Here is a 24,929-nt window from a genome sequence, read left to right on the forward strand (position 1 = left end):
GAGCGTGATGTTAAATGAGTAACATATTTCAACGTGAAGAAACGTCATTATTTAGCAATCCAATGACCTTTTTACGTCAACCATTACAGCAGAATCCACTTGCTGTAGAGGCGGACATTGTCGTTTTAGGCCTGCCATTTGATATGGCGACATCAGGTCGTTCTGGCGCACGCATGGGCCCTGACGCGATTCGTCGTGCATCGGTTAATTTAGCGTGGGAACATAAACGTTTCCCGTGGAATTTTGCACTAACCGATCACACAAAAATCATTGATGCGGGCGATTTAATTTACCCTCCAGGCGACGCTGAAGGCTTTACTGCCATCGTTGAAGAAGCGGCAACTCAGTTGATTAATCAAGGTAAAACCTTACTGAGCTTAGGTGGCGATCATTTTGTGACATTACCGCTATTACGTGCTCATGCTAAAAAGCATGGCAAAATGGCGCTTATTCACTTTGATGCCCATACCGATACGTACAGTAACGGCAGCCGTTATGATCACGGTACAATGTTTTTCCATGCGCCTAATGAAGGCATCATAGATAAACATAAGTCAGTCCAAATTGGTATTCGTACTGAATATACCCAAGATAATCATGGTTTTAATGTTATTAATGCCATGCAAGCGAATGACTTAACACCAGAGCAAATTGTTGAACAAATCAAAGCAACTATCGGTGATTTACCTGTGTATTTCACGTTCGATATCGATGCAATTGACCCGGCATTTGCTCCAGGTACTGGCACGCCAGTGTGTGGTGGTTTAACAACTGATAAAGTATTAAAGATCATTCGTTTATTAGATGGTATTAATATCGTTGGAATGGATGTGGTTGAAGTAGCGCCTGCATACGATCATGCTGAATTAACAGCACTTGCAGGTGCATCAATTGCACTTGAAATGATGTACATGTGGACTAAGCACAATAAAATAATTGGTTAATAATCAGTTTAACCATTTAAAAAAGCCGAGATATTTCTCGGCTTTTTTTTGCCATATTTAAATTAATCTAAACTTAAAAATAATGCATTCTATACGATGCAAACATTATTAATATTGCTGACACTATTACTATAAGCATATGAGTATCTCATTGCGTATTTCCCTAATACACAACACACTTCTTATGTGTCTAGCGTGTCGTCAAAACTTATTTTTACTCATAAAACTATGACATTGTTAGACAAACAATGCTCCTTCCACTGCATCAATACTTAATACTATTTCCATACCTGCCTGTTATTTGGCCATGTTTAGCCCAGTCGGCCATAAGTTCATGAAATCCTGAAGCCACTTTTGTATATTCTCTTGACCCATCAGCCTTTTGTTTAAATTCCCACATCCCGTGGTCTGTTTTAGGGAAAACTTGGATGTCGACTGATAATCCTTCATAGCGAAGCGTTTTTAATCTTTGAAGTGTCTTTGTGATGGGTGCTTCCCTATCTTGCTCGGCTAATACCCATAGCTGAGGAACTTTCACTTTACGAAGCACATCTAAAGGTACAAGCGACCAATCAATATTAAGACGATCAAACATTGGGATACCATTTAAACGAAGTTCTTGCGATGTCATACCAAGGATCACACCAGAAAAACCACCCTTTATCGAAGAAAACCAGGCTTCTTGACCGAATTTTTCACGTAATCTATCTAATTCATCAAGGCCTTGGCTGTATCCTGATGTAGCAACAAGCGCAGTTAAATCTGTGATTTGCTTAGCCTTTGAAATGACCTCAGAACCATACCCAGCTTGTAGAAGTTCTAATTCTACTTGTGAAGCATCCTCTTCAAGAATATCGACGACCAATCCGTACCCAATTGCAATAAAATCAGCGTGTGCTTTTTCCGCAGCCAAAGGAGCAATCCACCCCCCTTGACTTAGTCCAAACAAACCAAAACGACCGAACCTATCTTTTGCAAGTCGTTTAGCTTCAACAGAAGCTGCGACTAAATCCTCTGCAAGCTGCGGAAAATTTTGTGTATAGCGTCCCTCAGATAAGCCAGTTCCCCTTTTATCATAAACAAAGACTGAAATACCCCGTGCAACCATTTGATAAGGATCGGTTGCCTGTTCTATCCAACCGAGTTCTTCTGAACCATGTGCATAGACAATTAAAGTGGTATTTGAATTTGCATTTTGAGGCTCGATAAGTTGGCCGGCAAACTTAAGGTTATCAACCATAAAATAAGTATTTGTTACTCTGAGCTTTTTAGCTGACATTGTTGAACCATTAGCCATTTTAAGGATATTTGATTCACAGCTTAATCCCTTGTTTTTACCAACAATGCCACTCTCACCATTTCCAAACATATAGGCAAAACCATTGGCTCTTTTTGTTAAAACGACAAAGCCGTCCCCATTTTCAAATATTCCTGTATGACAACCAGATCCTCCGTCATTGACAGAATAAAATGTATTAGCACGACAGGCTGTCAAACAGAGGATTAAAAAACAAATTGATAATAATAACGTTTTCATAAATTATCCTATTAAAGTAACTCCAGACAAAGTTAAAAAAGGTTGAGGCCGTAAAACGAACCACTCACCTTACAAGTGAGTTACTTGCGCTAATATTTTATTAATTAATAACTCATTTATAGACAATAAGTTATTAATTCAAATCAGTAGCACCTTAAAAATGACAATGATGGCTAAAGATAAAATAATATATGCACAAGATTTTCATCACTTTTCTCATTGTCGGTTGATTAAAGGTAACCACACCTTGATGCTAACGCCGCCTTCGGTGCGATTAAAAATACTAATTTTACCTTGATGGGCTTCAGCGATTTCACGGCACAGTGCTAGCCCTAAACCTGTACCACTACTTTTGGTGGAATAAAATGGCAGCAGCGCGTTATTCATTACGGTTTCGCTCATGCCTTTTCCACCATCGTTAACGCTTATCAAATGGCCTTGCTGTGTGCCTTCATTAGCGGTCTCAACAATTAAATGGATCTCGCTTACAGCTGAGCCTGATTCGTGGGCATTTTTTAATAAATTTATCAATAATTGTTCTAGTTGCGCGCGGTCGGCATAACCATTTTGTTTTGGCAAAGCACCTTGCAAATTAAACGACCATTGGCTTTGTAAGCTGCAAAGTAACTCTTGCCAATTGATGCTCACAGGCTGTGGTGTCGGTAATTTGGCAAACTTGCCATACCCTTGAATAAACTCACTGAGGTAGCTAATGCGAGAGCCTATGGTTTTAAAAACTCGGTCTAAACGCGGTTCATCGAGATTTTTCGCAAGTAATTGCCCGCTGTGGAGCATAGACGAAATGGGGGCCAATGAATTATTGAGTTCATGACTTATCACTCTGATAACTTTTTTCCATACCGCCACTTCTTGACGGCTAAGCTCGCGGGTTAAGTGTTTAAATAAATATAAGTAATGATACTGATTGTTGAGTAAAAAACGCCCTGTTGATAAATGCCAAGTTTGGGCTTCGTTCTCGGCTATTTCAAAGCTAAATAAGCCATCTCGGCCTTGCTCTATTGCGGTTGCTAAACTCGCAGGTGCAGTGGCCAAAATATCACTTAAGCGCGAGCCTTCAAGACGCTGTCCTTTTAAAAATAACTCTCGTGCGGTGTGGTTTGAATAAACTAAATGTTGACTGTCATCTACTAGTAATAAGGCCTGTGGTGAACTTTGCAATACTTTATCAAGCATCAGTTCGCGCTGGTAAATCCATTGTTTTTCTTTGCGCAGTTTTTGCGCGGTTTCGTTATATAAACGACACAATACGCCAAGTTCATCGCTTGCACTGTAACCAAGCAAGGTCGAAAACTCACCATCTTTGAAGTTAAGTAAGCCTGATTCTAGCGCGCTCAAGCCTTTATCGAGCGGACGATAGAGCATATGAGTCAGTATCAAAATTATAGACATGCTCCCCATCACTGCGCAGATACTTAAAGCAAACGACCAGTCTTGTTGCCAAACCAGTAATAGTATGGGCAAGGCTGTAACACAAACCACTATCGCTTGTAATTTAGACTTGATGGAATGAAAGCCGCGCATTAATACTCAATCTCAAATTTTTGTAAACGGCGGTAAAGCGCTTGGCGGCTTAGCCCAAAATGACGTGCTACTTTAGCAATAACACCATGATATTCTCGCATCGCTAGCTCAAGTTCAGATTTTTGTGGCTCTTGCGCTGATTTTTGCCCACCATGAGGGTTAGTGAAACGATGCAATGCAAAGTCTTCGGCTTCAAGTACGCCCGATTGTTTAAGCACACCTGCACGTTTGCAGGCATTTTCGAGTTCTCGTACATTACCAGGCCATGAATGAGACAACAGTGCCTGCTCAGCCATAACACTTAACTCACGCTCAGGTAAAAAGTGCTGTGTCAGTGCCAAAATATCATCTTTACGTTCTGCTAAAGCTGGCAATTGCAGTTCAATCACATTCAAGCGGTAATATAAATCTTCGCGAAACCGCCCCGCTTTTATATCGTCATTCAGTGCAGCATTCGTGGCAGATATAACCCGCACCTTCACCTTTTGTGTTTCAACCGATCCTAAGCGTTCAAACTCACCGCTTTGTAATACCCGCAGCAATTTCATTTGCCCTGCCAGAGGCAAATTACCAATTTCATCTAAAAATAAGGTGCCACCATCGGCAGCTTCAAAACGGCCAATACGACGGCCATGACTGCCAGTATAAGCACCCGCCTCTGCGCCAAAAAGTTCGGCTTCTATCAAATCTTGTGGCAATGCCCCAGCATTAACCTTAATAAAAGGTTTATGTGCTAATGCCGAATTAACTTGAATAATTTCTGCAATTCGTTCTTTACCACTGCCATTTGGCCCAGTGATGAGCACCGAGACATCGGATTTAGCCAATTGCAGTGCCATATCAACAATGCGTTGCATCGCTGTGCTGGCATAAACTAAACCGGCCAAATTGTGCTGTTGATGATTTTGTTCGCGTTCTTGCTGCTGACGCGTAAGCATATTGTTCTGATTTTTAGCATCGCCCAACGCAATTAAATTAGCCACGCTCACTAAAAGCTTATGATCGTCCCAAGGTTTGGCTAAATAATCAGCCGCACCCGCTTTAACCAATTCAATTGCGGTTTCAAGCTCTGTCCAAGCGGTAATCAAAATAATGGGTAAATCAGGATTAATAGCGCGAAGTGCATGAAACAAAGCCACACCTTCTTTGCCTGATGTGGTGTCGGCGCTAAAATTCATGTCTTGCAAAACTAGGCTAATACGCTGATAACGCACAACTTGTTCGGCTTCAAACGGGGTTTGGGCACACACCACCTGATAATCGTGAATCTCAAGTAAAAGTGCCAGCGACTCTAAAATGGCCGGATTATCATCAACAATTAAAATTTTGCTCATTATTATTTTTATATCCTTAAATACCGACTTTGCACCAAGCACTCAAAGAGTGCAAAAACAAAGTCGGTAGGGTCACCATTTACACTGAACGGGTTGCAATACTTGGCGAAATATTCGCTGCACGTTTAGCCGGCCCATACACTGCAATTAAACTCATCACAAAAATACCTAACGCGGTTGCAAACACATAAAGAAGGCTTAATTGGGGTAACGAGTACAGTGTCATCAGTTTATTGCCCAGTAAGATAGCGAAAATGGTTCCTAATACCAATCCAGCGCTGCTTATCAAGCCATTTTCAATCATAAAGTAATGGATAATATCGGACTTTTTCGCCCCAAGTGCACGGCGGGTACCAATTTGTTTGGTACGTTTACTGATATTAAACAAGGTTAGGCCAAAAATACCCAGCGCGGTGACTACCACTAAAATCGAAATCAACGCGACAAGCATTCGCATCATTAATCTGTCTTTTGCAACATAATCAGCTTTTTTTTCATCAAGTCCCTTTAAGTCAGAAATAACACGTTCAGGCGCTGAATTTAACAATAAGGTTTCAACGTTATTCATCACTTCTTGGCGCTGGTCGGGGGTGGTTCTGACCACATAACGGGTGAACTTAGCCACATCAATAATGGGTAAAAGTGCCACGTTATCCGGTTTGCTGTCTCTGAGCCACGGGCCTTTCATTTTGTCTATGACACCAATCACGGTCAAAGCCGTATCGCCAAAATAAACCTTTTTACCAAGCGGATCGTCATTTGGGAATAGTTCTGCTAATGCGGTTTTTGTCATTATAACCACATTGGCTGCCCCTCCAGGTTCATTAAATGATGTAATTTCGTCAACCTCATTTGGCATAAAGTTGCGACCCGCGATTAATTTAACCCCCAAGGTATTTAACCCACTGTCTGATACAAAAAAGTATGAGACTCGAGTGCTAACACTCTCCTCTTGCGATGGTTTCAAACTAAAATCTGTTGAACTTCCCCCACCTGATAGTGGGATTTCGCTGATTGGCGTGGCATCGACAACATTGGGTAATGATTTAAGTAATGTTTGATCACGTTCAATTTGTTTTTTAAGGTCAAGATTTTTACCAAATGACAGCACATCAAATTTAAATATTTCGTTTTCTGGATAACCGGTTTCTTGATTTAAAAATTGGATCCGATTGTGGATAATAAAGGCAGCATTACTGACAATAGCAAGTGTGATTGCAATTTGGATCAATAATAAAACAGCACCAATTTTTGACCGGCAGATTGCATTAAATATAGGTTTAATTTCAAACATGTCTGATTTTCCTATTGGCATTTTAAATAAATGGCTGGCGGTGTTTTACACACAACCCAAGCAGGGTAAAGCCCTGTAAACACACACGTAGCGATGGCAATAATTGGCGCACTTAACAACATTTTCCAGTCCATAAAGGCAAGCGATTGGTAATAGCCGTAACTTTCTCTCACTCCCCATAACCCCAATTGCGCAAGCATGATACCCAGTAATCCTCCTAAACAGCCAAGAAACGCGACTTCAACTACATGTTGTAAAAATACATCTTGTTTACTCGCACCAAGTGCCCTTCGCACACCCACTTCTGGCGCTCGGCGTAAAAACTTAGCCAATAACAAGCCTAAAATATTGGCCAAACAGACAGCCAAAAACATAAAACTCAACCCCACTAAAATCTTATTGTCTTCGCTTACCACCTCATTATATTCAAGCCACTGATTTACATCTCGTAAGCTATATTGCAGTGTTTTACGATTAAAACGTCCTAGTTTTTGTTGCTCTTGCATATAAGCCATTAAAAAATCTTGGTACTGGGTTTTTTCTTGTGGAGTGTTTAATTGCACCCAAAACTGTAACCATACTTTTTCTGATTTAATTTTGTCTTGAAAATTACGCACACTTTCATGTTTCCAGCCATTGGTATTACCCCAATTGTTAAGCTCTTTGGCTTTTAATAAGCTAAATGGCATAAATATCTGTTCGGGATCATTAAATGCGCCATTATTGACATCATAATATTTTGTTGTGATGTGCCAATCTTTGACGACACCGACAATTTCATAGGGCGTATCATCTAAATACACCTGTTTTCCTAATGAATTTTTACCATTAAACAATTGAATATTCAGTGATTCATTTATTACGATGACAGGTACTGCATCCGCTTCTTGTTGCAGGCTCCACGGTGCGCCATACAAAAAATCTATATCAAACAAGGTAAAAAAATCAGCCGTGGCAAGTCTTGCACTTTCGATAAATGGTTTAATCGAAGAGTCAGCTAAGTAGACCGTAAAGCCTGTTCGTACCATTGGCGATTTCTTTGTAGGCAAAGAGGCGTTGGCCAAGTTTTCGGCATCTTGATAGGTTAATTGATAAGGCAAGTTGTCGGATGAATGCCAGGTCGCGCCTTCATCCATAATTTGCAGTTGCACAGCGTATAAACTGTCACTTTTGCTTGGAATGGGATCCATCGACATCATGTGGTACACCGACAAACTTGTCATGGTAACACCTATGCCTATCGCTATGGCTAAAATCATGAGAAAACTCACCAGTGGTGTGCGCTTTAGGCTGCGCCAACTTAAATCTAAATAATGAATAAACATCTTAGGCTCCGACCACTTGGCCGCTGTGGGTAATAATTTCGGGCGAACCTTGATACAAGCTAAAATCAGCCAGTTGCCCATCAACGACTTGAATATTACGCGGCGCGCGGCGAGCTAAATCGGGGTCATGTGTCACCATAATAATTGTTGCGCCATCGCGATTAATTTGTTCAAGCAACTCCATCACTTGACGTGCCATTAAGCTATCGAGGTTACCGGTTGGTTCATCGGCGAGTAAAAAGCGCGGTTTGCCCGCCAGCGCTCGGGCAATCGCCACCCGTTGTTGTTGCCCACCCGATAACTGCTGTGGCAAATGTTTAGCACGAGCGGCCAAGCCGACTTGCTCTAAACACTCTTCAATTCTACGTTTACGCTCACTCGATTTAATGCCACGATAGCGTAAAGGCACTTCAATATTTTCGTATAAATTAAGATCAGGGATTAAATTAAACCCTTGAAAGATAAAGCCAATTTTTTGATTTCGCAGCGCTGCCAATCCATTGTCATTCAATTTGCCGATATCTGTGCCATCAAGTAAATATTGCCCGCCTGTGTAGGGTTCAAGCATACCGGCAATATTTAAAAATGTTGTTTTACCTGAGCCTGAAGGGCCTGTGACTGCAATAAACTCGCCTTCTTTGACACTCAAGTTAAATTCGCGTAACGCATGAGTTTGCACCAAATCGGTTTGATAAATTTTGCTGATGTTTTTCATTTCTAACATGGTGTTAATCCTTTTTAAAATTCTGTTTGGTTGCGGTTTTATGAAGTATTTAGTGCAACAAAATGCTCTCGGCATTGGCAAATTGCTCATAACTAGAGACGATGAGTATATCGCCTTCTTTGACACCCTCGCTCAATTCTACTGCTGCGATGCTCGTTGCGCCGGTTGCTATTTCTGTGCGAGTAGCGACATTATTCTCAACTTTGTAGGCGACAAATCCGCCTTGTTGCATAAATGAACCCCGCTTTACCATCAACACGTTCTCTCGATTTTCGAGTAAGATCCGAGCTGAAACACGTTGGTTTTGCCGTAAACTTAAATCTGACTGCTCATCAAACCTTACCCGTGTTGTGACTTCGCGATCACTGACCTCAGGCGAAATGGCTGACAGCTTGCCAATAATATGAGTAGCACCAATTTTAAGCTCAACATCCATCCCTAAACCTAACTCATTGGCATAACTTTCAGGCACTTGCAACTCTGCTTCAAACGCAGTCAAATCAACCAATGTCATTAAAGCTTGGCTCGGTGCAACAGCTGATTTTTGCTGTACTAAATGATTGCCGACAATGCCATTAACAGAGGCTTTAATATCTAGATTCATCACCTGACGCGACAGCTCATCAACCACCAGCTGCTGGCGCTCAACTTCACTTTGTACTGCTTTTAGTTCAAATGCGAGGGTATCTTTAGCGAGTAGCACTTCTTGCTCTGCATGGGTGAAACTAAGCCTTGCACGCGCTAAATTATCATCGGCCGCTTCTAAATCAATTTGGCTGATCAAACTTTTAGCTATCGATAAATGAGCTCGACGACTTTCACGATCGGCTGCGGTTAGCTCGACTTGGGCTAAATCAAGGGTTTTTGTTAATGCCAACGATTGTCGACGCGCATCAAGCTTTTGACGTTCGAGCTCGCCGCTCAAGCGCTGTAAAACAGATTCTTCTTGCTTGAGCTTATTATTAAGCTCAGGGCTTGATACTTGCGCAATCACTTGCCCAAACGTCACTTTATCACCCGGTTGCACCAATAAATCGACGTAACCTTGCTCAGGGCTATACACATGCGGTGCATTGGCCGCAACAATTCGCCCATTAGCAGCAACATCTCGAATTAAATCGCCACGAGTGACTGTAGCCAGTTGAACTTTACTCGTTTGAATTGACAGCGCATGACGGCTATTTTGTGCAATGTTTAAACCAGCAACTAAAACACCACCCACAATAACAAGGGCTATCAGGCTGTTACGTAATGCTTGTCTTGGTTTTTTAACCATCACATCTTGCGCACTGGTATTTTTAATCATACTTTGCGACCTCTAATTACCGAAAAAACTGGCTTTTTTGCTCTATCAAGCCAATAAAGAGCGCAATGCTTATCACTATGACTGGCGTGGCAAAAAACAACGTGGTTAATAACATGTCCATTCCTTGAATGACTTTCTTAATAGGCAGTATTCGAAATGCATGCCAACATCAAATAAAAACCTAAGCCACTGAATTACAAGGTTAATTTACACATAGCTTTTCTTAAACACTGACCGCGGACAGTATAAAGTGTCCGCATCGGACACTTTGAGCACACTAACAGTCAATCAAAAAGTGGTAATGTGAATTTATAATGCGGTTTGAGGACAATCAGAATGAGTGAAGTTAACCGTTGTTTGATGATTAAATAACCTTGCTTTAACCGTTCTATTAATGCATATGACGTTGTCGTAATCCATATTATTTTGTGGCAATAAAATTACGACACACTGTTAATAATGACTTTTTAAGTCAATTGGGATCAAACTCTTCATTCCAACTGCATAAATATTTACAAAATGTTAATATCGATTCACCTAAGTGATCATGTTTTTTATATTGCATGCCAGATCACAACACAATCACTCACACAATTGACGGTGAAAAAATGCATAAATTGCTTTTAATGCTAATAGGATTGCTAAGCTTTAACGCTCTTGCGACTGATATCGACAACACAATTAACAATATGCTTTCGCCTGTGGCTGATTTATTTACTCGAATTATTTTCTACTCGGTTACATTTGACGATACACAAATTCCGCTTATTGTGATTTGGCTTATTGCGGCAGCATGCATTTTTACTGCCTATTTTGGCTTCTTAAATTTCAAGGGCTTTGGTCATGCGCTTAAAGTTATTAAAGGTGATTTCTCTCATCCTGATGATCCTGGCGAAGTATCACACTTTCAAGCATTGACTACTGCGCTTTCAGGGACTGTTGGCTTAGGTAATATTGCGGGGGTTGCCATTGCGATTTCAATCGGAGGGCCTGGTGCCACCTTTTGGATGATAGTGGCAGGTTTACTCGGTATGTCGACAAAGTTTTTAGAATGTACTTTGGGGGTAAAATACCGCCAAATAAGCCCTTCTGGGCAAGTACAAGGCGGCCCGATGTATTATTTGCGTGATGGTTTAGGCGCACTTGGCCATCCTAAAACAGGTAAGGTATTAGCGGTGTTTTTTGCTATTTGTTGCGTGATTGCCTCTTTGTGTGGCAGTAACATGCTGCAGTCGAATCAGGCATTTATGCAATTTTCTTTAACTTTAGGGTCTGAACCGCATTTTTTTAGTGATAAAGGTTGGCTGTTTGGCTGTATTTTGGCGGCTATTATCGGCTTTGTGATAATCGGTGGCATTAAAAGTATCGCTAAAGTCACCGAAAAAGTGGTGCCTATTATGGCCGGCCTTTATTTGGCCGCCGCTCTATTTGTCTTAATCTGGCACGTTGATCACATTCCTGCTGCTATTGTACTTATTTTTAAAAGTGCTTTTATCCCTGAAGGCGTGATGGGTGGCATTATTGGCGTGATTATTCAAGGCTTCAAACGGGCCACCTTCTCTAGTGAAGCTGGCGTTGGTGCGGCCTCCATTGCACATGCTACGGCTGCTACAAAAGAGCCCATTCGAGAAGGTTACGTAGCCTTACTTGAGCCCTTTATTGATACGGTTGTCATTTGTACCATCACTGCGTTAGTGATTGTAATTACAGGTGCTTACACCTCAGTTGAGGGGATTGACGGTGTCGCCCTTACCTCGCGGGCTTTTGCCAGTGTTATTTGGTGGTTTCCTTACTTACTAAGCATTGCGGTTTTGCTGTTTGCAATATCGACTATGATTTCGTGGGCCTATTATGGTTCGATTGCGTGGGGATTTTTAGTTGGAAACAGCCGGTTTAAGGACTTATGTTATAAATTAATTTTTTGTATTTTTACCGCGCTGGGTGCGTCAGTCAGTTTAGAGTCGGTAATCGCCATTTCAGACTCCATGTTTTTCTCAATGGCGATTGCCAATATCATTGGACTGTATTTATTAGCCCCTCAAGTTAAGCAAGATTTAAAGCGATATCAGTCTCTTTATGTGGTAAAACCCAATTTATGAGCTTCAAGCATGCTTTAAAATATTGAAATTAATAAATTTAAGCGGGCTAGAATGATGGGGCTTTCATTGCTTTAACATCGCTTATAGCGCAGCAAATACATTCAAAATCAGAGATAGCCCCTCGAGAACCTGAGTTTCAAGGGTCAATGGGGCTCAGTTAAACCGCATTAAACGATTAGTCCTCATTTGCAAAATTGATAAGCGTAGTGCCAGCCATACGATAGCCAATCCACTCGGTTTGGGCTACAGCGCCAATAGATTTATAAAAATCACGCGCTGGCGTATTCCAATCTAAACAACTCCATTCAAATCGACCACAACCTTGCTCAATTGCAATTTGCGCCAACCGTTTGAGCAATAATTTACCTGCCCCTTTGCCACGTTGTGCCGCAGTGACATATAAATCTTCTAAATACAGCCCGGGTTTTGCAAGCCAAGTAGAATAATTGAAAAAATAAATCGCCATGCCAATAGGCTGCCCCTCTAATTCACACATTAAGGCATTAACATGACCCGAAGGAGCAAAAATCGTGTCTTTTATGGTTTGCTCCGTTGCAAGGACTTCATGCTGTGCTTTTTCATAAATAGCCAACTCGGTAACAAATCGTAAAATGGTCGCTGCGTCATCAACAGCTGCAGGGCGAATAGTGAGTTTACTCATGTGCAATAGCCTTAATATTTAAATATGCATAACCCAACATCATAATTAATTGATCTGATTAAAGATAATTAAAATGCCTATAATCAGTCTTTTATTTTAAAAGCATTTATTTTAAAAGCATTTATTTAGCAAAATCTTAGTTAAGTAATTGAATAAGATGCAAAGTTGGTTGTAAGCGCGTATTAAAGCACAGGGCAAATTTAGCTTAATGAAAAAACCGCCCTTGGGCGGTTTTGGATTTTACAGCGTGCACACAAACACTCTTGTAGGATTTTATAAACTGTTTTGGTATTGCTGCCAACTTTGATTCAGTTCAAGGGCATTTAATGACGCAAACGTTTGCCATGACCATTTAATTTCATCATGGGGATCCAGCTGCGCATTTATGGTTGAAAGTGAGATTGCTGGCTTAGTTTTAATTAACCAGTCCAGATAAAAAGCGGTGGTTTTATAGCCGCTATCAAAATTACCACCAACTTTACGATGACTATAATCAACATAGCCTGCTTGCATCCGCACCACATCAGCAATGCCTTCAATCACGGGGCCAATTTCAGCATAATTGTGATCGTCGAGTTGATATGCGTGAGCAATTTCATGATACAAAATACCGAGCAGCTCTTGCGCTAATGCCTCTTTCCCATTGGTTTTCTCAAACTTAGTAAGATAATCAACACTCACTTTGATGGTTGCCCCCGTAAAGTCGCCATCTTTAAACGCAACACCATCAAATGAACTTAACACGATATCAAGGCTTGGCAACTTGGGAGCATTAAAAGCATCGCTATACAGTAAGCGTGCAACATTAAAGCTAATTTGTTGTACTAACGGTACGTTGAGTTTATCCCAAGTTGTGTGACTGACCTGACCTTCTGTTTTAATTTTCACATTAGGCAACTTAAAGTTAAGCCAGCCGATATCTGATCCAAATGACACCGGTTTAAGGCTTAAAGGTTGCTGCGCATAACTCAAGCATGGCAAAGCAAGCATGCTTAATAGTATTAGTTTTTGAGCTATTTTTAATCGCATGTGTTAGTGACTCAACGAAGGAGGACGGTGTGCATGTGCTTCGCCCCATTGTTTATTGGGTTTATCACTCATTTCAAATACCAAGGTGCCACCAGCCATAATTTGTTCATGGGTAATAAAGCTTTGCTTAAGCACCTGCCCATTTAACTGAGCAACCTTAATATATTTATGGCTTTGGCTAAGCTTGTTTGCTTTAACGCTAAACACCTTGCCGTTAGGCAGGTTCAACGCAATGCTTGGCAGTTGTGGAGCACCAATGACATAGCTTAAATCTCCAGGGGCGACAGGATAAAATCCCATTGCTGAGAATACATACCACGCTGACATCTGGCCAACATCGTCATTTCCGGCTAACCCATCGGGTTTATCTGATGATAAAGTATCCATAATTTGACGAATGCGCTCTTGCGTACGCCAAGGTTTACCTGCGTAGTTGTATAAATAGGCGATATGATGGCTTGGTTCATTTCCATGCGCATAGTTACCGATTAGCCCTGCTATATCTTCATGCTCTTTAATCATTTCATCCGATAAATGAGTATCAAATAAAGCATCAAGACGTTGCTCAAATTTTTGGTCGCCGCCTATTAAATCAATAAGCCCTTTTACATCATGTGGCACATAAAAAGTATATTGATTGGCATTACCTTCGGTAAATGGCCCCATGTATTTAGCTTCTTCAGGGGTAAAATCGGGATCCCAATTACCTTTACTGTCACGCCCACGCATGTAACCTACATTTTTATCAAATACATTTTTGTACGACAGTGCGCGTTGGTAATAAATTTTCGCTTCATTAGGTTTGCCCATCGCATCGAGTAATCGGGCAATGGTAAAATCGTCGTAGGCATACTCTAACGTAATTGATACCGATTCAGGCAAAATATCCATTGGTACATAACCAAATTGCTTGTACTCAGTTGTTGCGTCATAAATTGGACTATTGGCCGTTGCAAGCACCGCTTCAAGCGCAAGTTTTGTATCAAAGTTACGAATGCCTTTAAGGTAGGCATCAGCAATAACCGATACCGCATGGTAACCAATCATGGTCCATGTTTCATGACCATGAAACGACCAAATTGGCAGCATTTTATCGTAACTTTGTTGGTAGTGATCAAGCATAGATTGAACCATATCGCCAACACGATCTGGGGCAATATAAGTCAGTAGCGGGTGTAGCGCGCGATAAGTATCCCAAAGTGAAAACAAGGTATAGTGGGTGTGATCTTTTCCTTGATGTATTTCACCATCAACACCACGATATTCACCATTCACGTCTTGATAAATCGATGGTGCTTGTAGCGTATGATACAGCGAAGTGTAAAACTGACGCTTTTGAGCAGTTGTGCCTTGCGCTTCAAATTTACTTAAGTAGCCATCCCACTTTTGTTCAGCTTGTTTGCGAACGTGAGCGAAGTTCCACTCGGGGATTTCGGCTTTTAAATTTTCAAGCGCGTTTGATTTACTGACCGCCGACAATGCAACCTTCACTTTAATAGGTTTCTCTGTTGGGTTATTAAAGCTGGCTACAAATTTAATCGCTTTACCTGCGGCTTCTTTAACTTGCTTGTTTTCGATGGTTGAGTGCTTTTCCTTGCCTAAACACCCCATACAACGATAGCGGTTATCGTCAAGATTGATAAATTCATAACTGTCGATGGGTTGTGAAAACTCAATGGCAAAATACATTTGACGGTTATTGGCCCAACCATTCGTCGCACGGTATGCAACCAATGTGTGGTCGTCAATTTTGCGAATATCACTCCAAATGACTTTGTTTTTAAAGTTATAAATGGCCGTGGTTAGATCTAAAATAATGTGTGCTTGATCACCTTTTCTAAAGGTGTACTGATGCATACCAGCACGCTCTGTTGTTGTGAGCTCAGCTTTAATATTGCTATCGAGTAATTCAACTGCGTAATAGCCAGGGCTTGCCCATTCTTGCTCATGAGAAAAACGCGAGCGGTAACCGGAATCAGGATCGGCTGCCGTACCTGGCTCAAGTTGCACTTTATCAACCATTGGCATAATTAATAAATCGCCTAAATCTGAATGGCCTGTCCCGCTAAAATGGGTATGTGAAAAACCAACAATAGTATGGTCATCATAGTGATACCCTGCGCAACGTTTGTATATTTCAGCTTGAGGGTCAACACCTCGCATTACGGTATCGGTATCAGGACTCAGTTGCATCATTCCAAAGGGCACCACAGCACCTGGAAACGTATGGCCATCACCACCCGTTCCGATGAAAGGATCAACCCATTGCAAGTGATTGTCCGGTTTATTGTTTGATGAAGTCAATTGATTCGCTGCAGCGAGGTTGACACTCATCACAGCACCTGAAATTAGGGTAAGTAGTACTATTCTTTTCATTTTCTACCTATATCTTGGATCGTTCCAATGAATTAAACTATACCTTTTTTATGAATACGTATTCAAGAGCTAAGCGACAATTTTCCTAAAATAAATCCAACGCTGTATTTTTACATTAAAACAAGTGGCCCAAAGAGCATTAGTCATTGATGCCTCAACACTCTCTTTTCTTCTGATACAAAAAAAGCGCCATCTGGCGCTTAAAATTACATCGCTTTGCAAAGAACTTTATTGCTAACTCTGCTCCCACTTTTGTTTAAGCTTAGTAACATTAAAGCCAAACCATAAAATAAAGACATAACACACTGCGGGTACTAAAAAGCTAATTTGAATATTGGCTAAATCAGCCATTACGCCTTGAGCTAATGGTATAATTGCACCCCCAACAATGGCCAAACATAACCAACCCGATCCTTTTGAAGTTTGAGCACCTAGGCCTTCAATTGATAGCGTAAAAATAGTAGGAAACATAATCGAGTTAAATAAACCAATAGCTAACACTGAATACATCGCAACGCTTCCGGTGGTGTTAATTGTCACTAACAACAGCGCAATCACCATCAGTGTATTGAATACGAGTACCTTCCAAGGAGCTATATGACGCATTACTACAGCCCCAACAAACCGCCCGACCATAGCGCCACCCCAATAATAACTAATGAGCTTTGCGGCTTGATGCTCTTCTAGGCCTGCAATATGGGCTTCGCCAAAATAGTTAACTAAAAAACTACCGATTGATACTTCAGCACCCACGTAACAAAAAATGGCTAACACCCCCATTACGAGGTGACGAGCGTTAACTAAAGGTTTTTCAGCCTCGGTGCTCGTATCATCACTATGATGTTGATGCAATTCAGGCAACTTCAAAAAAGCAAAGACAATCGCAATCGTCAGTAATGCCCCAGCAATCATCAAATAAGGAATTTTGACAGAATCCGCACGGGCCGCTTCATTTACTAATGCCCCTGCGGTGCCAAAAAATAACGCTGCGCCAACAATCGGCCCTATCGTTGTACCAAATGAGTTGAGTGCTTGTGCTAGATTTAAACGACTTGAGGCTGTTTCAACTGGGCCAAGGGCCGCCACGTAAGGATTAGCCGACACTTGCAGCACTGTAATGCCACTGGCTAAAATAAATAAAGCCCCTAAAAATAACCAATAAGCATGAATAAGTGCCGCTGGATAAAACAAACAACACCCAAGCGCTGCAATACATAATCCTGCAATGACACCTTTACGATAACCGATTTTTCTGACCAACATACCGGCAGGCAGAGAAACAATAAAATAAGCACCAAAAAAACAAAACTGAATGAGCATTGCTTCGGTATAGCTAAGATCAAATACATCTTTTAAACGGGGGATCAGCACATCATTTAAAACCGTAATAAAACCCCATAAAAAAAACAACGTAGTCATTGCTGTTAAGGGTAATAGGTAATTTTTATTATTATGTTCAGCCGTTGTATAGGACTGATTTAAATTCACTTCACTCACTTTTAACGCTCCATTAACGATTTAGATTGATTGTACACAGCCTAATGATAAGTTCACAATAAATTTATTGGAGCGTTCCAAAAAATTTAAAACTAAGTTAAAGTAATAAAATTGAGAAAATACTAGGTAACGTGAATGCAAGATTTTAAATCAATTGATTTTTTGAAAGGCCATATTGAATCAACTATGGCGTTTTATCACCCTCGGTGTATCGATAAAAGTGGAGGTTTTTTTCATTTTTTTAAAGATGATGGCCAAGTATATAACCATAAAACACGCCATTTAGTATCAAGTACTCGATTTGTTTTTAATTATGCAATGGCATATATCGAGTTTAAAGAGCCACGTTACTTACCTCTTATCCAACATGGTTTAGATTATATAAATCAGGTGCATAAGCAAAAAGAAGGGTATGCATGGCTCATTGAAAATAACCAAAGCCAAGACAGTACCAACCACTGTTATGGCCTTGCGTTTGTTTTATTGGCCAATGCAATGGCTATTAAAGCAGGCTTGCAGCATGCAAATACCGAACTTTGTGCCACGTGGGATCTACTTGAAAAGTATTTCTGGGAGCCTGAGTTTGGCTTATACCGTGATGAAATCAGCCCAGATTTTTCTACAGTGAGCCCTTATCGTGGCCAAAATGCCAATATGCACATGTGCGAAGCATTACTGATGTGCTTTGAAGCCACTGAAAATAAACGCTATCTAGAACGCGCTAATACCCTCGCCCGCCAAGTTACCTGTATACAAGCAGAGCAAGCGGATGGCTTAATCTGGGAGCATTACAATCAAGATTGGCAAATCGATTGGCACTATAATTTAGATAACCCTAAACACCTATTTCGCCCATGGGGGTTTCAACCGGGTCATTTAACAGAATGGGCCAAATTGTTACTGATTTTAAACCGCCACCAACCCCAAGCATGGTTAGTTGAACGTGCCGAAGCGCTTTTTTTATCCGCGGTCGAAACCGCTTGGGACCCAATTCACAATGGTATTTGTTATGGTTTTGCTCCAGATAAAACAATTTGTGATCCAGATAAATATTTTTGGGTGCAAGCCGAATCTTTTGCTGCTGCTGCATTACTGGCAATTGAAACGGGTAAAGAGCAATATTGGCATTGGTATAACAAAATTTGGCAATACTCATGGGCTCATATGATTGATCATCAACACGGCGCATGGTACCGCATTTTGAAAAATAATAATGAAGCATACAGTGATGAAAAAAGTCCTGCAGGTAAAACTGATTACCATACCATGGGAGCCTGCTATGAAGTGATCCGGGCCTTACGTTTGAAAGGAGCACAACTATGAGTGTGATTTGTTTTGGTGAAGCCTTAATTGATTTTTTATCTGATGGAAAAACACCTGAGTCTTTTACTAAATATGCCGGTGGTGCTCCCGCCAATGTGGCTGTGGGGATCAGTAAATTAGGTGGTAAAAGCTCTTTTTGCGGCATGTTAGGGGATGATATGTTTGGTCAGTTTTTACACCAAGAACTCACCCACTATGGTGTTAATACAGATTATTGTGTGTATACCTCAAAAGCCAAAACTGCACTTGCGTTTGTATCACTTAATAATGAAGGTGATCGTTCATTTAGTTTTTATCGACCTCCTGCGGCCGATCTGCTGTTTAAAGAAAAACATTTTAAGCCGCAGATGTTTAATGAACATCAGTATTTTCATTTTTGTAGCAATAGCCTCACCGAAAAAAGTATTTATAATACAACGCTTTCAGGCCTAAACATGGCAAAATTTCATGGGGCGCTGATCAGCTTCGATGTAAATCTTCGCCTTAACCTATGGCCACACACACGCGATACCGCACAAAGAATATGGCATTGCATCTCTAATGCTCACGTTCTCAAATTAGCTAAAGAGGAGTTAACTTATCTCACTCTCAATAGCAATAAACTGTCCAGTGATGAACAAACCCTTACACGTTGTTTAACACTGGGTGTGAGTTATATTATCGTCACTGATGGCGATAAACCCATTATGCTTTACAGCAAGTCTGGGCAATATGAGGTTTGTGTTCATTCAGTTAAAGCGACTGATACCACCGCTGCTGGCGATTCATTTATGGCAGGTGTTTTATTCACATTACAAAAAAATCAGCATACATTAGAGAATTTAACCGATCACTTGCTAATTGATGCAATCGAGTTTGGTGCTAAATGTGCAGCCGTTACCGTGACGCGCTATGGATCATTTACAGCATTGCCCACACAGAATGAATGTTGACAGAAGTTGACTCTAATTAAGCAAGTACCCGATGACTTGCTTATAAAGTTATCTGGTTTAAATTGACATTAAGCTTTTGATTATCATAAAAAAGTAAATCGAAATACGATTTGTCATTTACTTGATAAAAAACAATTATGCCCTTGGTATTATTTTGCTTAGCACTGAGGGTATAAATTCCCCATTCAGTTGAACTGGCATTTAAATCAAAATTAATACTGCTGCCATTATCAACGTTAATAATAAAATCAACTTCATTTCCGTATAGCGTTAAACGCCATTGAGTCTGTTGATAATTATTATTAATCGCTTCTAAGCTTGGTCTTTGTAGACTTCGGCTCAGATCATTTTTAAACGTTCTTTTTTGATAATCATTAATACAACCTTTACCCGCATCTTGCGGATCAGCACATTTGTAATGGTACACATTGTGTTTAAAGCCACCTGTGACTGCAATTAACTGATCATTGGATTTATTCGTATGTAGACCCGTTGTTTTGCCATATAAATCAATTGAAAGTAAACTTTCAATTTGTGAGCTTTGGGTATAACGAGAGTAAATAAGGGCCTGCTTACCTGCCACAATAAGGGCTGTATTTGAGTCACTTTCTATAAGATGTAAACCATCAGCAGGTCTTGCAGTGCTTAGGCTTGGAATAGCCGTTGCGGCGTCTTTTTCAGATCCACCACACGCAGCCAATATAAAAATAAAAGCAAACACAACACACAGTTTCAAAAATTTCAAATTATTCATCCTTAAAAAACAACTTACCCTCTATTAGAAATCACATCAGCTTTGATCGTATTTCTAATACTATTAAATACTCACATAAACAATGAGCAAACCAGAGCTCACAATTTGTTTTAATGAATCCAAATGATAGCGCAATGACTCGGCCCAAACTTTGAAATGGTTGCCCGATTAAATTACGAATAATACCCTATTTAATATCGTGTAAACTGATCCGATTATTATTATCACGACTTTGACGAATAAGCTCATCACCTTCAATAATAGTGGGCGATTTTGCCAATCGATCGTACAAAACAACATTGACTGTAGCGGCCAAATTCATACAGCCTTTTGTCGGGATATACACCACATCATCACACAGTTTCAGAATGTCTTTACCTAACGAACCATCTTCAGGACCAAAAATATAAAAGGCATTATCAGGATGCGTATAACGAGTTAGCGCAGTGGCCCCTTCTATTAATTCCACCCCAACAACTTTAATATCTTGACCTAACAAGTGTGTGAAATCATCCACACCAATTAAAGGGATTGTTTCTGATATGTTTTTAGTATCCGTTGCAAATTTGCGCGCCCGCTCAAAACGCTCACCCGAATAAAAAACCGATTGCACGCCATAACACCCAGCAGCACGCATCACAGCGCCTACATTTGTCGGACTTTTAGGATTAACTAAACCAATACTCGCTGAGGTATTTTTTTTCATATCACTCATTAATCTTTATCTAACGTAGGCCATGAGGCGATGTAATCTTGGAAGTCATCTAAATCGATTTCGTTGTCTTTAACGACTTTATCTTGAACACTGATCCCAGCTTGGTGCATCGCTGTTTTATCACCATCATGGCGAAGTGGATGCCAAGAGGCTAAACCGCGACCTTCATGCATACGACGGTAGCTGCAGCTTTGTGGCATAAAGAAGATATCTTTGAGGTTTTCTTTGGTGAGTTTAACGCAGCTTGGTACTAATATTTGACGATTAGCATAGTCTGTACATTGACACAGATGCGCATCGAGATATTGGCAAGCAATGTTGGTAAAAATTAACTCTTCACCTTCGCGTAAAATGTCTGTGGGCGAAAATTCATCGTCATCATCACTATCTATAAATGAATTTAAACAACATTTACCGCAACCATCACAAATTGCTTCCCATTCTGCTTGATCCATTTGGTTTAGCGTTTTGTGCTGCCAAAAGTTCGCCTCTAACATTCTTAAATCTCTTCATCGCCCCAACAAGGCGGGCATTCTAGCCCAAACCCAGATGGGGCGCAAAGTTCCAGTCTAAAAAAGGGCTAGATTTTTGGATACGCGATTCGATCAGATAAATAACCAACCGAAGTAGCAAAATAATAAGAACGATTCCAATGCATTAAGGCTTTGTAGTTATCATATGCTAAATAAACACGGCCATCAGGATAATCCGGTTTAACTAAAATAGCAGTCAATGGTAAGTTAGGAAGAAGCGTGCCATCAGCACGACGTAAACCTAACTCATTCCATGTTTTTAAATCTCGTTCTGATAATTTCCATTGCTCAAGCCATTCTGTACGAGACTTAGTACCACGCTTAATAAAGTAATCGGGACTGAAACCTTCAGGAAGTTGAACTTGACGACCCCAGGTTAAGTTATCATTCCAACCAGCTTGCTTTAGATAATTAGCAATCGAAGCGAAAGCATCTTGTTGATTTTGCCAAATGTCTTTTTTACCGTCTTTATCATAATCAACAGCATAGGCGACAAAAGAAGTAGGCATAAATTGAGTTTGCCCCATCGCACCCGCCCAAGACCCCTTAAAATGCTCAAGATCAATATGACCTTCTTTTAAAATATCCAGCGCAGCCCAAAGCTGATTTTTATACATTTCTTCACGGCGACCATCAAAAGCTAACGTCACAAGCGAAGAAACCACAGGGAAGTTTCCTTGTATTTTCCCAAAGTTACTTTCCAACCCCCACAACGCAACAATAAAACGAGCTTGCACCCCATATTCTTTTGCAATCGCTTCTAATAATGTTTTATTTTCTTGATATAAACGTCGTGCTTTATCAATTTTCCACTGAGGGACACGTTTTGGTAAATACGTCTCTAACGTTTCTTTTACTTCAGGCTGATTTTTATCTGCTGAGACCACTTTAGGTTTAAAATGAACCGTTGCAAAAGCACGCTCGATTAAATCATTACTATAACCTTTAGCTAGGGCTTCTTGTTTTAAAGCCGCAACATAAAGATCAAATTTTTCATTTTTTTCTGTTGCGTGAACTGCACTTGTCAAACATAAACCTGCAGCACTAAATACGACTAACGCAATTTTTTTTATCACAACTGGTTTGCTCCATTTTGATTTCGTAATTGTTCTAATAAATTTTCTGTTGGGGGGGGGATTTGTAAATAAAAACCTTGTTGCTGTAACTTTTCACGTACTTTATCTATATCAGCTACACCAAGGGCTTTTCTATCTCGTAAGTTAAGGATCATTACAAAAGTAGGCTTACCAAAAGTGTCCATTAAAGGCACGGGAATACTTGAAAAATCGTCGCGACGTTCTACATATAGGTAGGTGTCCGCTTTTTTACTACTTTTATACACAGCAGCTAACATTTGATAGTCTTTTCGTCTTGCTTATGGGTGATTCACACTATAACATGGAAGAATTAAAAAGTGAGAGATTTTGCGGCCAAGCCGAGAGTTTTTGAAAATATAATAACAGGTACGCAATCCAATAGAGCAGCTATGTCAGAACAAATATTCGAATTAAAAGGCAATCTATTTACGCTTTCAGTATTACATGTATATCAAAATGATATCCCAATGCTGGTAAAGCAACTTGATGAGAAAATTTCTCAAGCACCTAAATTTTTTTACGGTGCGCCGATTGTTATCAATTTACAGTCTGTTGTTGAACAACAAATCGATTTCGCTCAATTAAAACATGTTTTAATTGACTTGAAACTCAATCCTGTTGGGGTCTGTAATGGTACAGATAGCCAACATGCAGCAGCAAAAGAGCAAATGCTGTCGGTACTTAATTACTCACAAGATACCAAGCAGTCTTCGAAATCCCAGCCCAACACAACCGTCATCGAAAAAGAGGTCTACCTTCCTCCGCAAGTTATCCATGGCACGGTACGTGGTGGGCAACAAGTTTATGCCAAAAACCGTGATTTAATTGTTCACGGTGCAGTCAGTCACGGAGCAGAAGTGATTGCTGATGGTAACGTTCATATTTACGGTCCTCTTAGAGGGCGTGCAATCGCTGGCGCACAAGGATTCAGTGACGCGCAAATATTCTGTCAAAAACTTGAGGCAGAGTTAGTTTCAGTCAATGGAAATTACTGGTTAAGTGAATCGCTCCAAGGCGAATTCTGGGGTCAACCAGCCTGTGTACAATTAAAACAAGAATCATTAGAAATTACCGCATTGGTTAAAGGATAACATTCATGGCAAAAGTTATTGTCGTTACTTCAGGTAAAGGCGGCGTAGGAAAAACTACATCGAGTGCAGCAATCGGCACCGGCCTTGCACTTAAAGGATATAAAACCGTTATTATCGATTTCGACATCGGATTGCGTAATCTCGACCTAATTATGGGTTGTGAGCGCCGTGTTGTTTATGACTTTGTGAACGTTATCAATAATGAAGCCAACTTAAATCAAGCGCTAATTAAAGATAAACGTGTCGATAAACTCTTTTTGTTACCGGCATCTCAAACTCGCGATAAAGATGCGCTGACCAAAGAGGGCGTTGAACGTGTTTTAGATGAGCTAAAGCAAACATTTGACTTTATTGTTTGTGATTCACCCGCTGGGATTGAAGCCGGCGCGATGATGGCGTTATATTTTGCTGACGAAGCCATCGTTACAACAAATCCTGAAGTCTCTTCAGTACGTGACTCGGACAGAATTTTAGGTATTTTACAAAGCAAATCAAAACGGGCCGAAGAAGGTCGTGAAAACATTAAAGAACATTTATTGTTAACACGTTATAACCCTGAGCGCGTTGAAAGAGGTGAAATGCTGTCGGTTGAAGACGTTCAAGACATTTTGGCAATTGATTTACTGGGTGTAATTCCAGAGTCACAAGCTGTACTTAATGCATCTAACTCTGGCCAACCAGTCATTTTAGATACTTTATCGGACGCAGGCCAAGCTTATCAAGATGCGATTAGCCGTCTTCTTGGTGAAAAAGTTGATTTCCGCTTCTTGACTGTTGAAAAGAAGGGCATCTTTAAACGGATTTTTGGAGGATAAT

The 24,929-nt window shown here is 40.5% G+C and carries 22 protein-coding genes; 6 read left to right on the plus strand and 16 right to left on the minus strand.

Annotation, left to right across the window (positions count from 1 at the left end):
- Positions 1–14: 14 nt before the first annotated feature.
- Positions 15–944, plus strand: a complete 930-nt coding sequence (gene speB, locus AC3KZC_RS17490; protein ID WP_490577245.1) for an agmatinase — start codon at positions 15–17, stop codon at positions 942–944.
- A gap of 265 nt (positions 945–1,209) precedes the next feature.
- On the opposite strand, the gene AC3KZC_RS17495 is transcribed toward speB, so the two are convergent.
- The 7 genes from AC3KZC_RS17495 to AC3KZC_RS17525 form a co-directional block, all read right to left on the minus strand.
- Positions 1,210–2,481, minus strand: a complete 1,272-nt coding sequence (locus AC3KZC_RS17495) for an alpha/beta hydrolase family protein (protein WP_490577246.1) — start codon at positions 2,479–2,481, stop codon at positions 1,210–1,212.
- Positions 2,482–2,697: 216 nt separating this feature from the next.
- Positions 2,698–4,023 carry a sensor histidine kinase gene (locus tag AC3KZC_RS17500; RefSeq protein ID WP_490577247.1) on the minus strand — a complete coding sequence of 442 codons (1,326 nt, stop codon included), beginning with the start codon at positions 4,021–4,023 and terminating at the stop codon, positions 2,698–2,700.
- A complete protein-coding gene (locus AC3KZC_RS17505; RefSeq protein WP_490577248.1) occupies positions 4,023–5,357 on the minus strand; it encodes a sigma-54-dependent transcriptional regulator in 1,335 nt (444 codons plus the stop codon). The genes AC3KZC_RS17500 and AC3KZC_RS17505 overlap by 1 nt, the downstream gene beginning before the upstream one ends.
- Before the next feature lie 79 nt (positions 5,358–5,436).
- Positions 5,437–6,651, minus strand: a complete 1,215-nt coding sequence (locus AC3KZC_RS17510) for an ABC transporter permease (RefSeq protein ID WP_490577249.1) — start codon at positions 6,649–6,651, stop codon at positions 5,437–5,439.
- A gap of 11 nt (positions 6,652–6,662) precedes the next feature.
- Positions 6,663–7,976, minus strand: coding sequence for an ABC transporter permease (locus AC3KZC_RS17515; protein WP_490577250.1), 1,314 nt, complete (start codon positions 7,974–7,976; stop codon positions 6,663–6,665).
- Position 7,977: 1 nt separating this feature from the next.
- Positions 7,978–8,700 (minus strand): ABC transporter ATP-binding protein, encoded by a 723-nt coding sequence (locus AC3KZC_RS17520; RefSeq protein ID WP_490577251.1) that lies wholly within the window; start codon positions 8,698–8,700, stop codon positions 7,978–7,980.
- Positions 8,701–8,749: 49 nt separating this feature from the next.
- The gene (locus AC3KZC_RS17525) at positions 8,750–10,006 is read right to left on the minus strand and encodes an efflux RND transporter periplasmic adaptor subunit (RefSeq protein ID WP_490577252.1); all 1,257 of its coding nucleotides are present in this window, start codon (positions 10,004–10,006) and stop codon (positions 8,750–8,752) included.
- Between the two features lie 608 nt (positions 10,007–10,614).
- Between AC3KZC_RS17525 and AC3KZC_RS17530 the strand changes: the two genes are divergently transcribed.
- The gene (locus AC3KZC_RS17530) at positions 10,615–12,105 is read left to right on the plus strand and encodes an alanine/glycine:cation symporter family protein (RefSeq protein ID WP_490577253.1); all 1,491 of its coding nucleotides are present in this window, start codon (positions 10,615–10,617) and stop codon (positions 12,103–12,105) included.
- Positions 12,106–12,280: 175 nt separating this feature from the next.
- Here AC3KZC_RS17530 and AC3KZC_RS17535 read toward each other — a convergent pair whose 3' ends face one another.
- From AC3KZC_RS17535 to AC3KZC_RS17550, 4 genes are all read right to left on the minus strand, one after another.
- Complete coding sequence (locus tag AC3KZC_RS17535) at positions 12,281–12,766, minus strand: GNAT family N-acetyltransferase (protein WP_490577254.1); 486 nt, start codon at positions 12,764–12,766, stop codon at positions 12,281–12,283.
- Between the two features lie 273 nt (positions 12,767–13,039).
- The gene (locus AC3KZC_RS17540; RefSeq protein WP_518525931.1) at positions 13,040–13,795 is read right to left on the minus strand and encodes a basic secretory protein-like protein; all 756 of its coding nucleotides are present in this window, start codon (positions 13,793–13,795) and stop codon (positions 13,040–13,042) included.
- Between the two features lie 3 nt (positions 13,796–13,798).
- Complete coding sequence (locus AC3KZC_RS17545; RefSeq protein ID WP_490577256.1) at positions 13,799–16,171, minus strand: GH92 family glycosyl hydrolase; 2,373 nt, start codon at positions 16,169–16,171, stop codon at positions 13,799–13,801.
- 234 nt (positions 16,172–16,405) lie between these two features.
- Complete coding sequence (locus tag AC3KZC_RS17550; protein ID WP_490577257.1) at positions 16,406–17,668, minus strand: sugar MFS transporter; 1,263 nt, start codon at positions 17,666–17,668, stop codon at positions 16,406–16,408.
- Between the two features lie 135 nt (positions 17,669–17,803).
- Here AC3KZC_RS17550 and AC3KZC_RS17555 point away from each other — a divergent pair, with 135 nt between their 5' ends.
- Positions 17,804–18,991: an AGE family epimerase/isomerase gene (locus AC3KZC_RS17555; RefSeq protein ID WP_490577258.1), complete on the plus strand. Its 1,188-nt coding sequence runs from the start codon at positions 17,804–17,806 to the stop codon at positions 18,989–18,991.
- Positions 18,988–19,923, plus strand: coding sequence for a carbohydrate kinase family protein (locus AC3KZC_RS17560; protein ID WP_490577259.1), 936 nt, complete (start codon positions 18,988–18,990; stop codon positions 19,921–19,923). Before AC3KZC_RS17555 ends, AC3KZC_RS17560 begins: the two co-directional genes overlap by 4 nt.
- 40 nt (positions 19,924–19,963) lie before the next feature.
- Here AC3KZC_RS17560 and AC3KZC_RS17565 read toward each other — a convergent pair whose 3' ends face one another.
- The 5 genes from AC3KZC_RS17565 to AC3KZC_RS17585 form a co-directional block, all read right to left on the minus strand.
- Positions 19,964–20,668, minus strand: a complete 705-nt coding sequence (locus AC3KZC_RS17565; protein ID WP_490577260.1) for a hypothetical protein — start codon at positions 20,666–20,668, stop codon at positions 19,964–19,966.
- A gap of 196 nt (positions 20,669–20,864) precedes the next feature.
- On the minus strand, positions 20,865–21,392 hold the full coding sequence (locus AC3KZC_RS17570; RefSeq protein WP_490577261.1) for an RNA methyltransferase: 528 nt from the start codon (positions 21,390–21,392) through the stop codon (positions 20,865–20,867).
- Positions 21,392–21,889, minus strand: coding sequence for a YcgN family cysteine cluster protein (locus tag AC3KZC_RS17575; protein ID WP_490577262.1), 498 nt, complete (start codon positions 21,887–21,889; stop codon positions 21,392–21,394). The genes AC3KZC_RS17570 and AC3KZC_RS17575 overlap by 1 nt, the downstream gene beginning before the upstream one ends.
- A gap of 83 nt (positions 21,890–21,972) precedes the next feature.
- Positions 21,973–23,001 carry a lytic murein transglycosylase gene (locus AC3KZC_RS17580; RefSeq protein WP_490577263.1) on the minus strand — a complete coding sequence of 343 codons (1,029 nt, stop codon included), beginning with the start codon at positions 22,999–23,001 and terminating at the stop codon, positions 21,973–21,975.
- Positions 22,998–23,279: a YcgL domain-containing protein gene (locus AC3KZC_RS17585; protein WP_490577264.1), complete on the minus strand. Its 282-nt coding sequence runs from the start codon at positions 23,277–23,279 to the stop codon at positions 22,998–23,000. Before AC3KZC_RS17585 ends, AC3KZC_RS17580 begins: the two co-directional genes overlap by 4 nt.
- Positions 23,280–23,411: 132 nt before the next feature.
- Here AC3KZC_RS17585 and minC point away from each other — a divergent pair, with 132 nt between their 5' ends.
- The gene (minC, locus tag AC3KZC_RS17590) at positions 23,412–24,113 is read left to right on the plus strand and encodes a septum site-determining protein MinC (protein WP_490577265.1); all 702 of its coding nucleotides are present in this window, start codon (positions 23,412–23,414) and stop codon (positions 24,111–24,113) included.
- Between the two features lie 5 nt (positions 24,114–24,118).
- Positions 24,119–24,928, plus strand: coding sequence for a septum site-determining protein MinD (gene minD / locus AC3KZC_RS17595; RefSeq protein ID WP_490577266.1), 810 nt, complete (start codon positions 24,119–24,121; stop codon positions 24,926–24,928).
- Position 24,929 lies beyond the last annotated feature (1 nt).

This window comes from Pseudoalteromonas sp. J2K-J031, from assembly GCF_058197095.2.

Coding starts and splice junctions, on each gene's coding strand:
- AC3KZC_RS17505 (WP_490577248.1), bottom strand. CDS start 5,357: ATGAGCAAAATTTTAATTGTTGATGATAATCCGGCCATTTTAGAGTCG.
- AC3KZC_RS17575 (WP_490577262.1), bottom strand. CDS start 21,889: ATGTTAGAGGCGAACTTTTGGCAGCACAAAACGCTAAACCAAATGGAT.
- minC (WP_490577265.1), top strand. CDS start 23,412: ATGTCAGAACAAATATTCGAATTAAAAGGCAATCTATTTACGCTTTCA.
- AC3KZC_RS17540 (WP_518525931.1), bottom strand. CDS start 13,795: ATGCGATTAAAAATAGCTCAAAAACTAATACTATTAAGCATGCTTGCT.
- AC3KZC_RS17570 (WP_490577261.1), bottom strand. CDS start 21,392: ATGAGTGATATGAAAAAAAATACCTCAGCGAGTATTGGTTTAGTTAAT.
- AC3KZC_RS17515 (WP_490577250.1), bottom strand. CDS start 7,976: ATGTTTATTCATTATTTAGATTTAAGTTGGCGCAGCCTAAAGCGCACA.
- AC3KZC_RS17520 (WP_490577251.1), bottom strand. CDS start 8,700: ATGTTAGAAATGAAAAACATCAGCAAAATTTATCAAACCGATTTGGTG.
- AC3KZC_RS17545 (WP_490577256.1), bottom strand. CDS start 16,171: ATGAAAAGAATAGTACTACTTACCCTAATTTCAGGTGCTGTGATGAGT.
- AC3KZC_RS17555 (WP_490577258.1), top strand. CDS start 17,804: ATGCAAGATTTTAAATCAATTGATTTTTTGAAAGGCCATATTGAATCA.
- AC3KZC_RS17585 (WP_490577264.1), bottom strand. CDS start 23,279: ATGTTAGCTGCTGTGTATAAAAGTAGTAAAAAAGCGGACACCTACCTA.
- AC3KZC_RS17525 (WP_490577252.1), bottom strand. CDS start 10,006: ATGATTAAAAATACCAGTGCGCAAGATGTGATGGTTAAAAAACCAAGA.
- minD (WP_490577266.1), top strand. CDS start 24,119: ATGGCAAAAGTTATTGTCGTTACTTCAGGTAAAGGCGGCGTAGGAAAA.
- AC3KZC_RS17500 (WP_490577247.1), bottom strand. CDS start 4,023: ATGCGCGGCTTTCATTCCATCAAGTCTAAATTACAAGCGATAGTGGTT.
- speB (WP_490577245.1), top strand. CDS start 15: ATGAGTAACATATTTCAACGTGAAGAAACGTCATTATTTAGCAATCCA.
- AC3KZC_RS17530 (WP_490577253.1), top strand. CDS start 10,615: ATGCATAAATTGCTTTTAATGCTAATAGGATTGCTAAGCTTTAACGCT.
- AC3KZC_RS17495 (WP_490577246.1), bottom strand. CDS start 2,481: ATGAAAACGTTATTATTATCAATTTGTTTTTTAATCCTCTGTTTGACA.
- AC3KZC_RS17510 (WP_490577249.1), bottom strand. CDS start 6,651: ATGTTTGAAATTAAACCTATATTTAATGCAATCTGCCGGTCAAAAATT.
- AC3KZC_RS17535 (WP_490577254.1), bottom strand. CDS start 12,766: ATGAGTAAACTCACTATTCGCCCTGCAGCTGTTGATGACGCAGCGACC.
- AC3KZC_RS17560 (WP_490577259.1), top strand. CDS start 18,988: ATGAGTGTGATTTGTTTTGGTGAAGCCTTAATTGATTTTTTATCTGAT.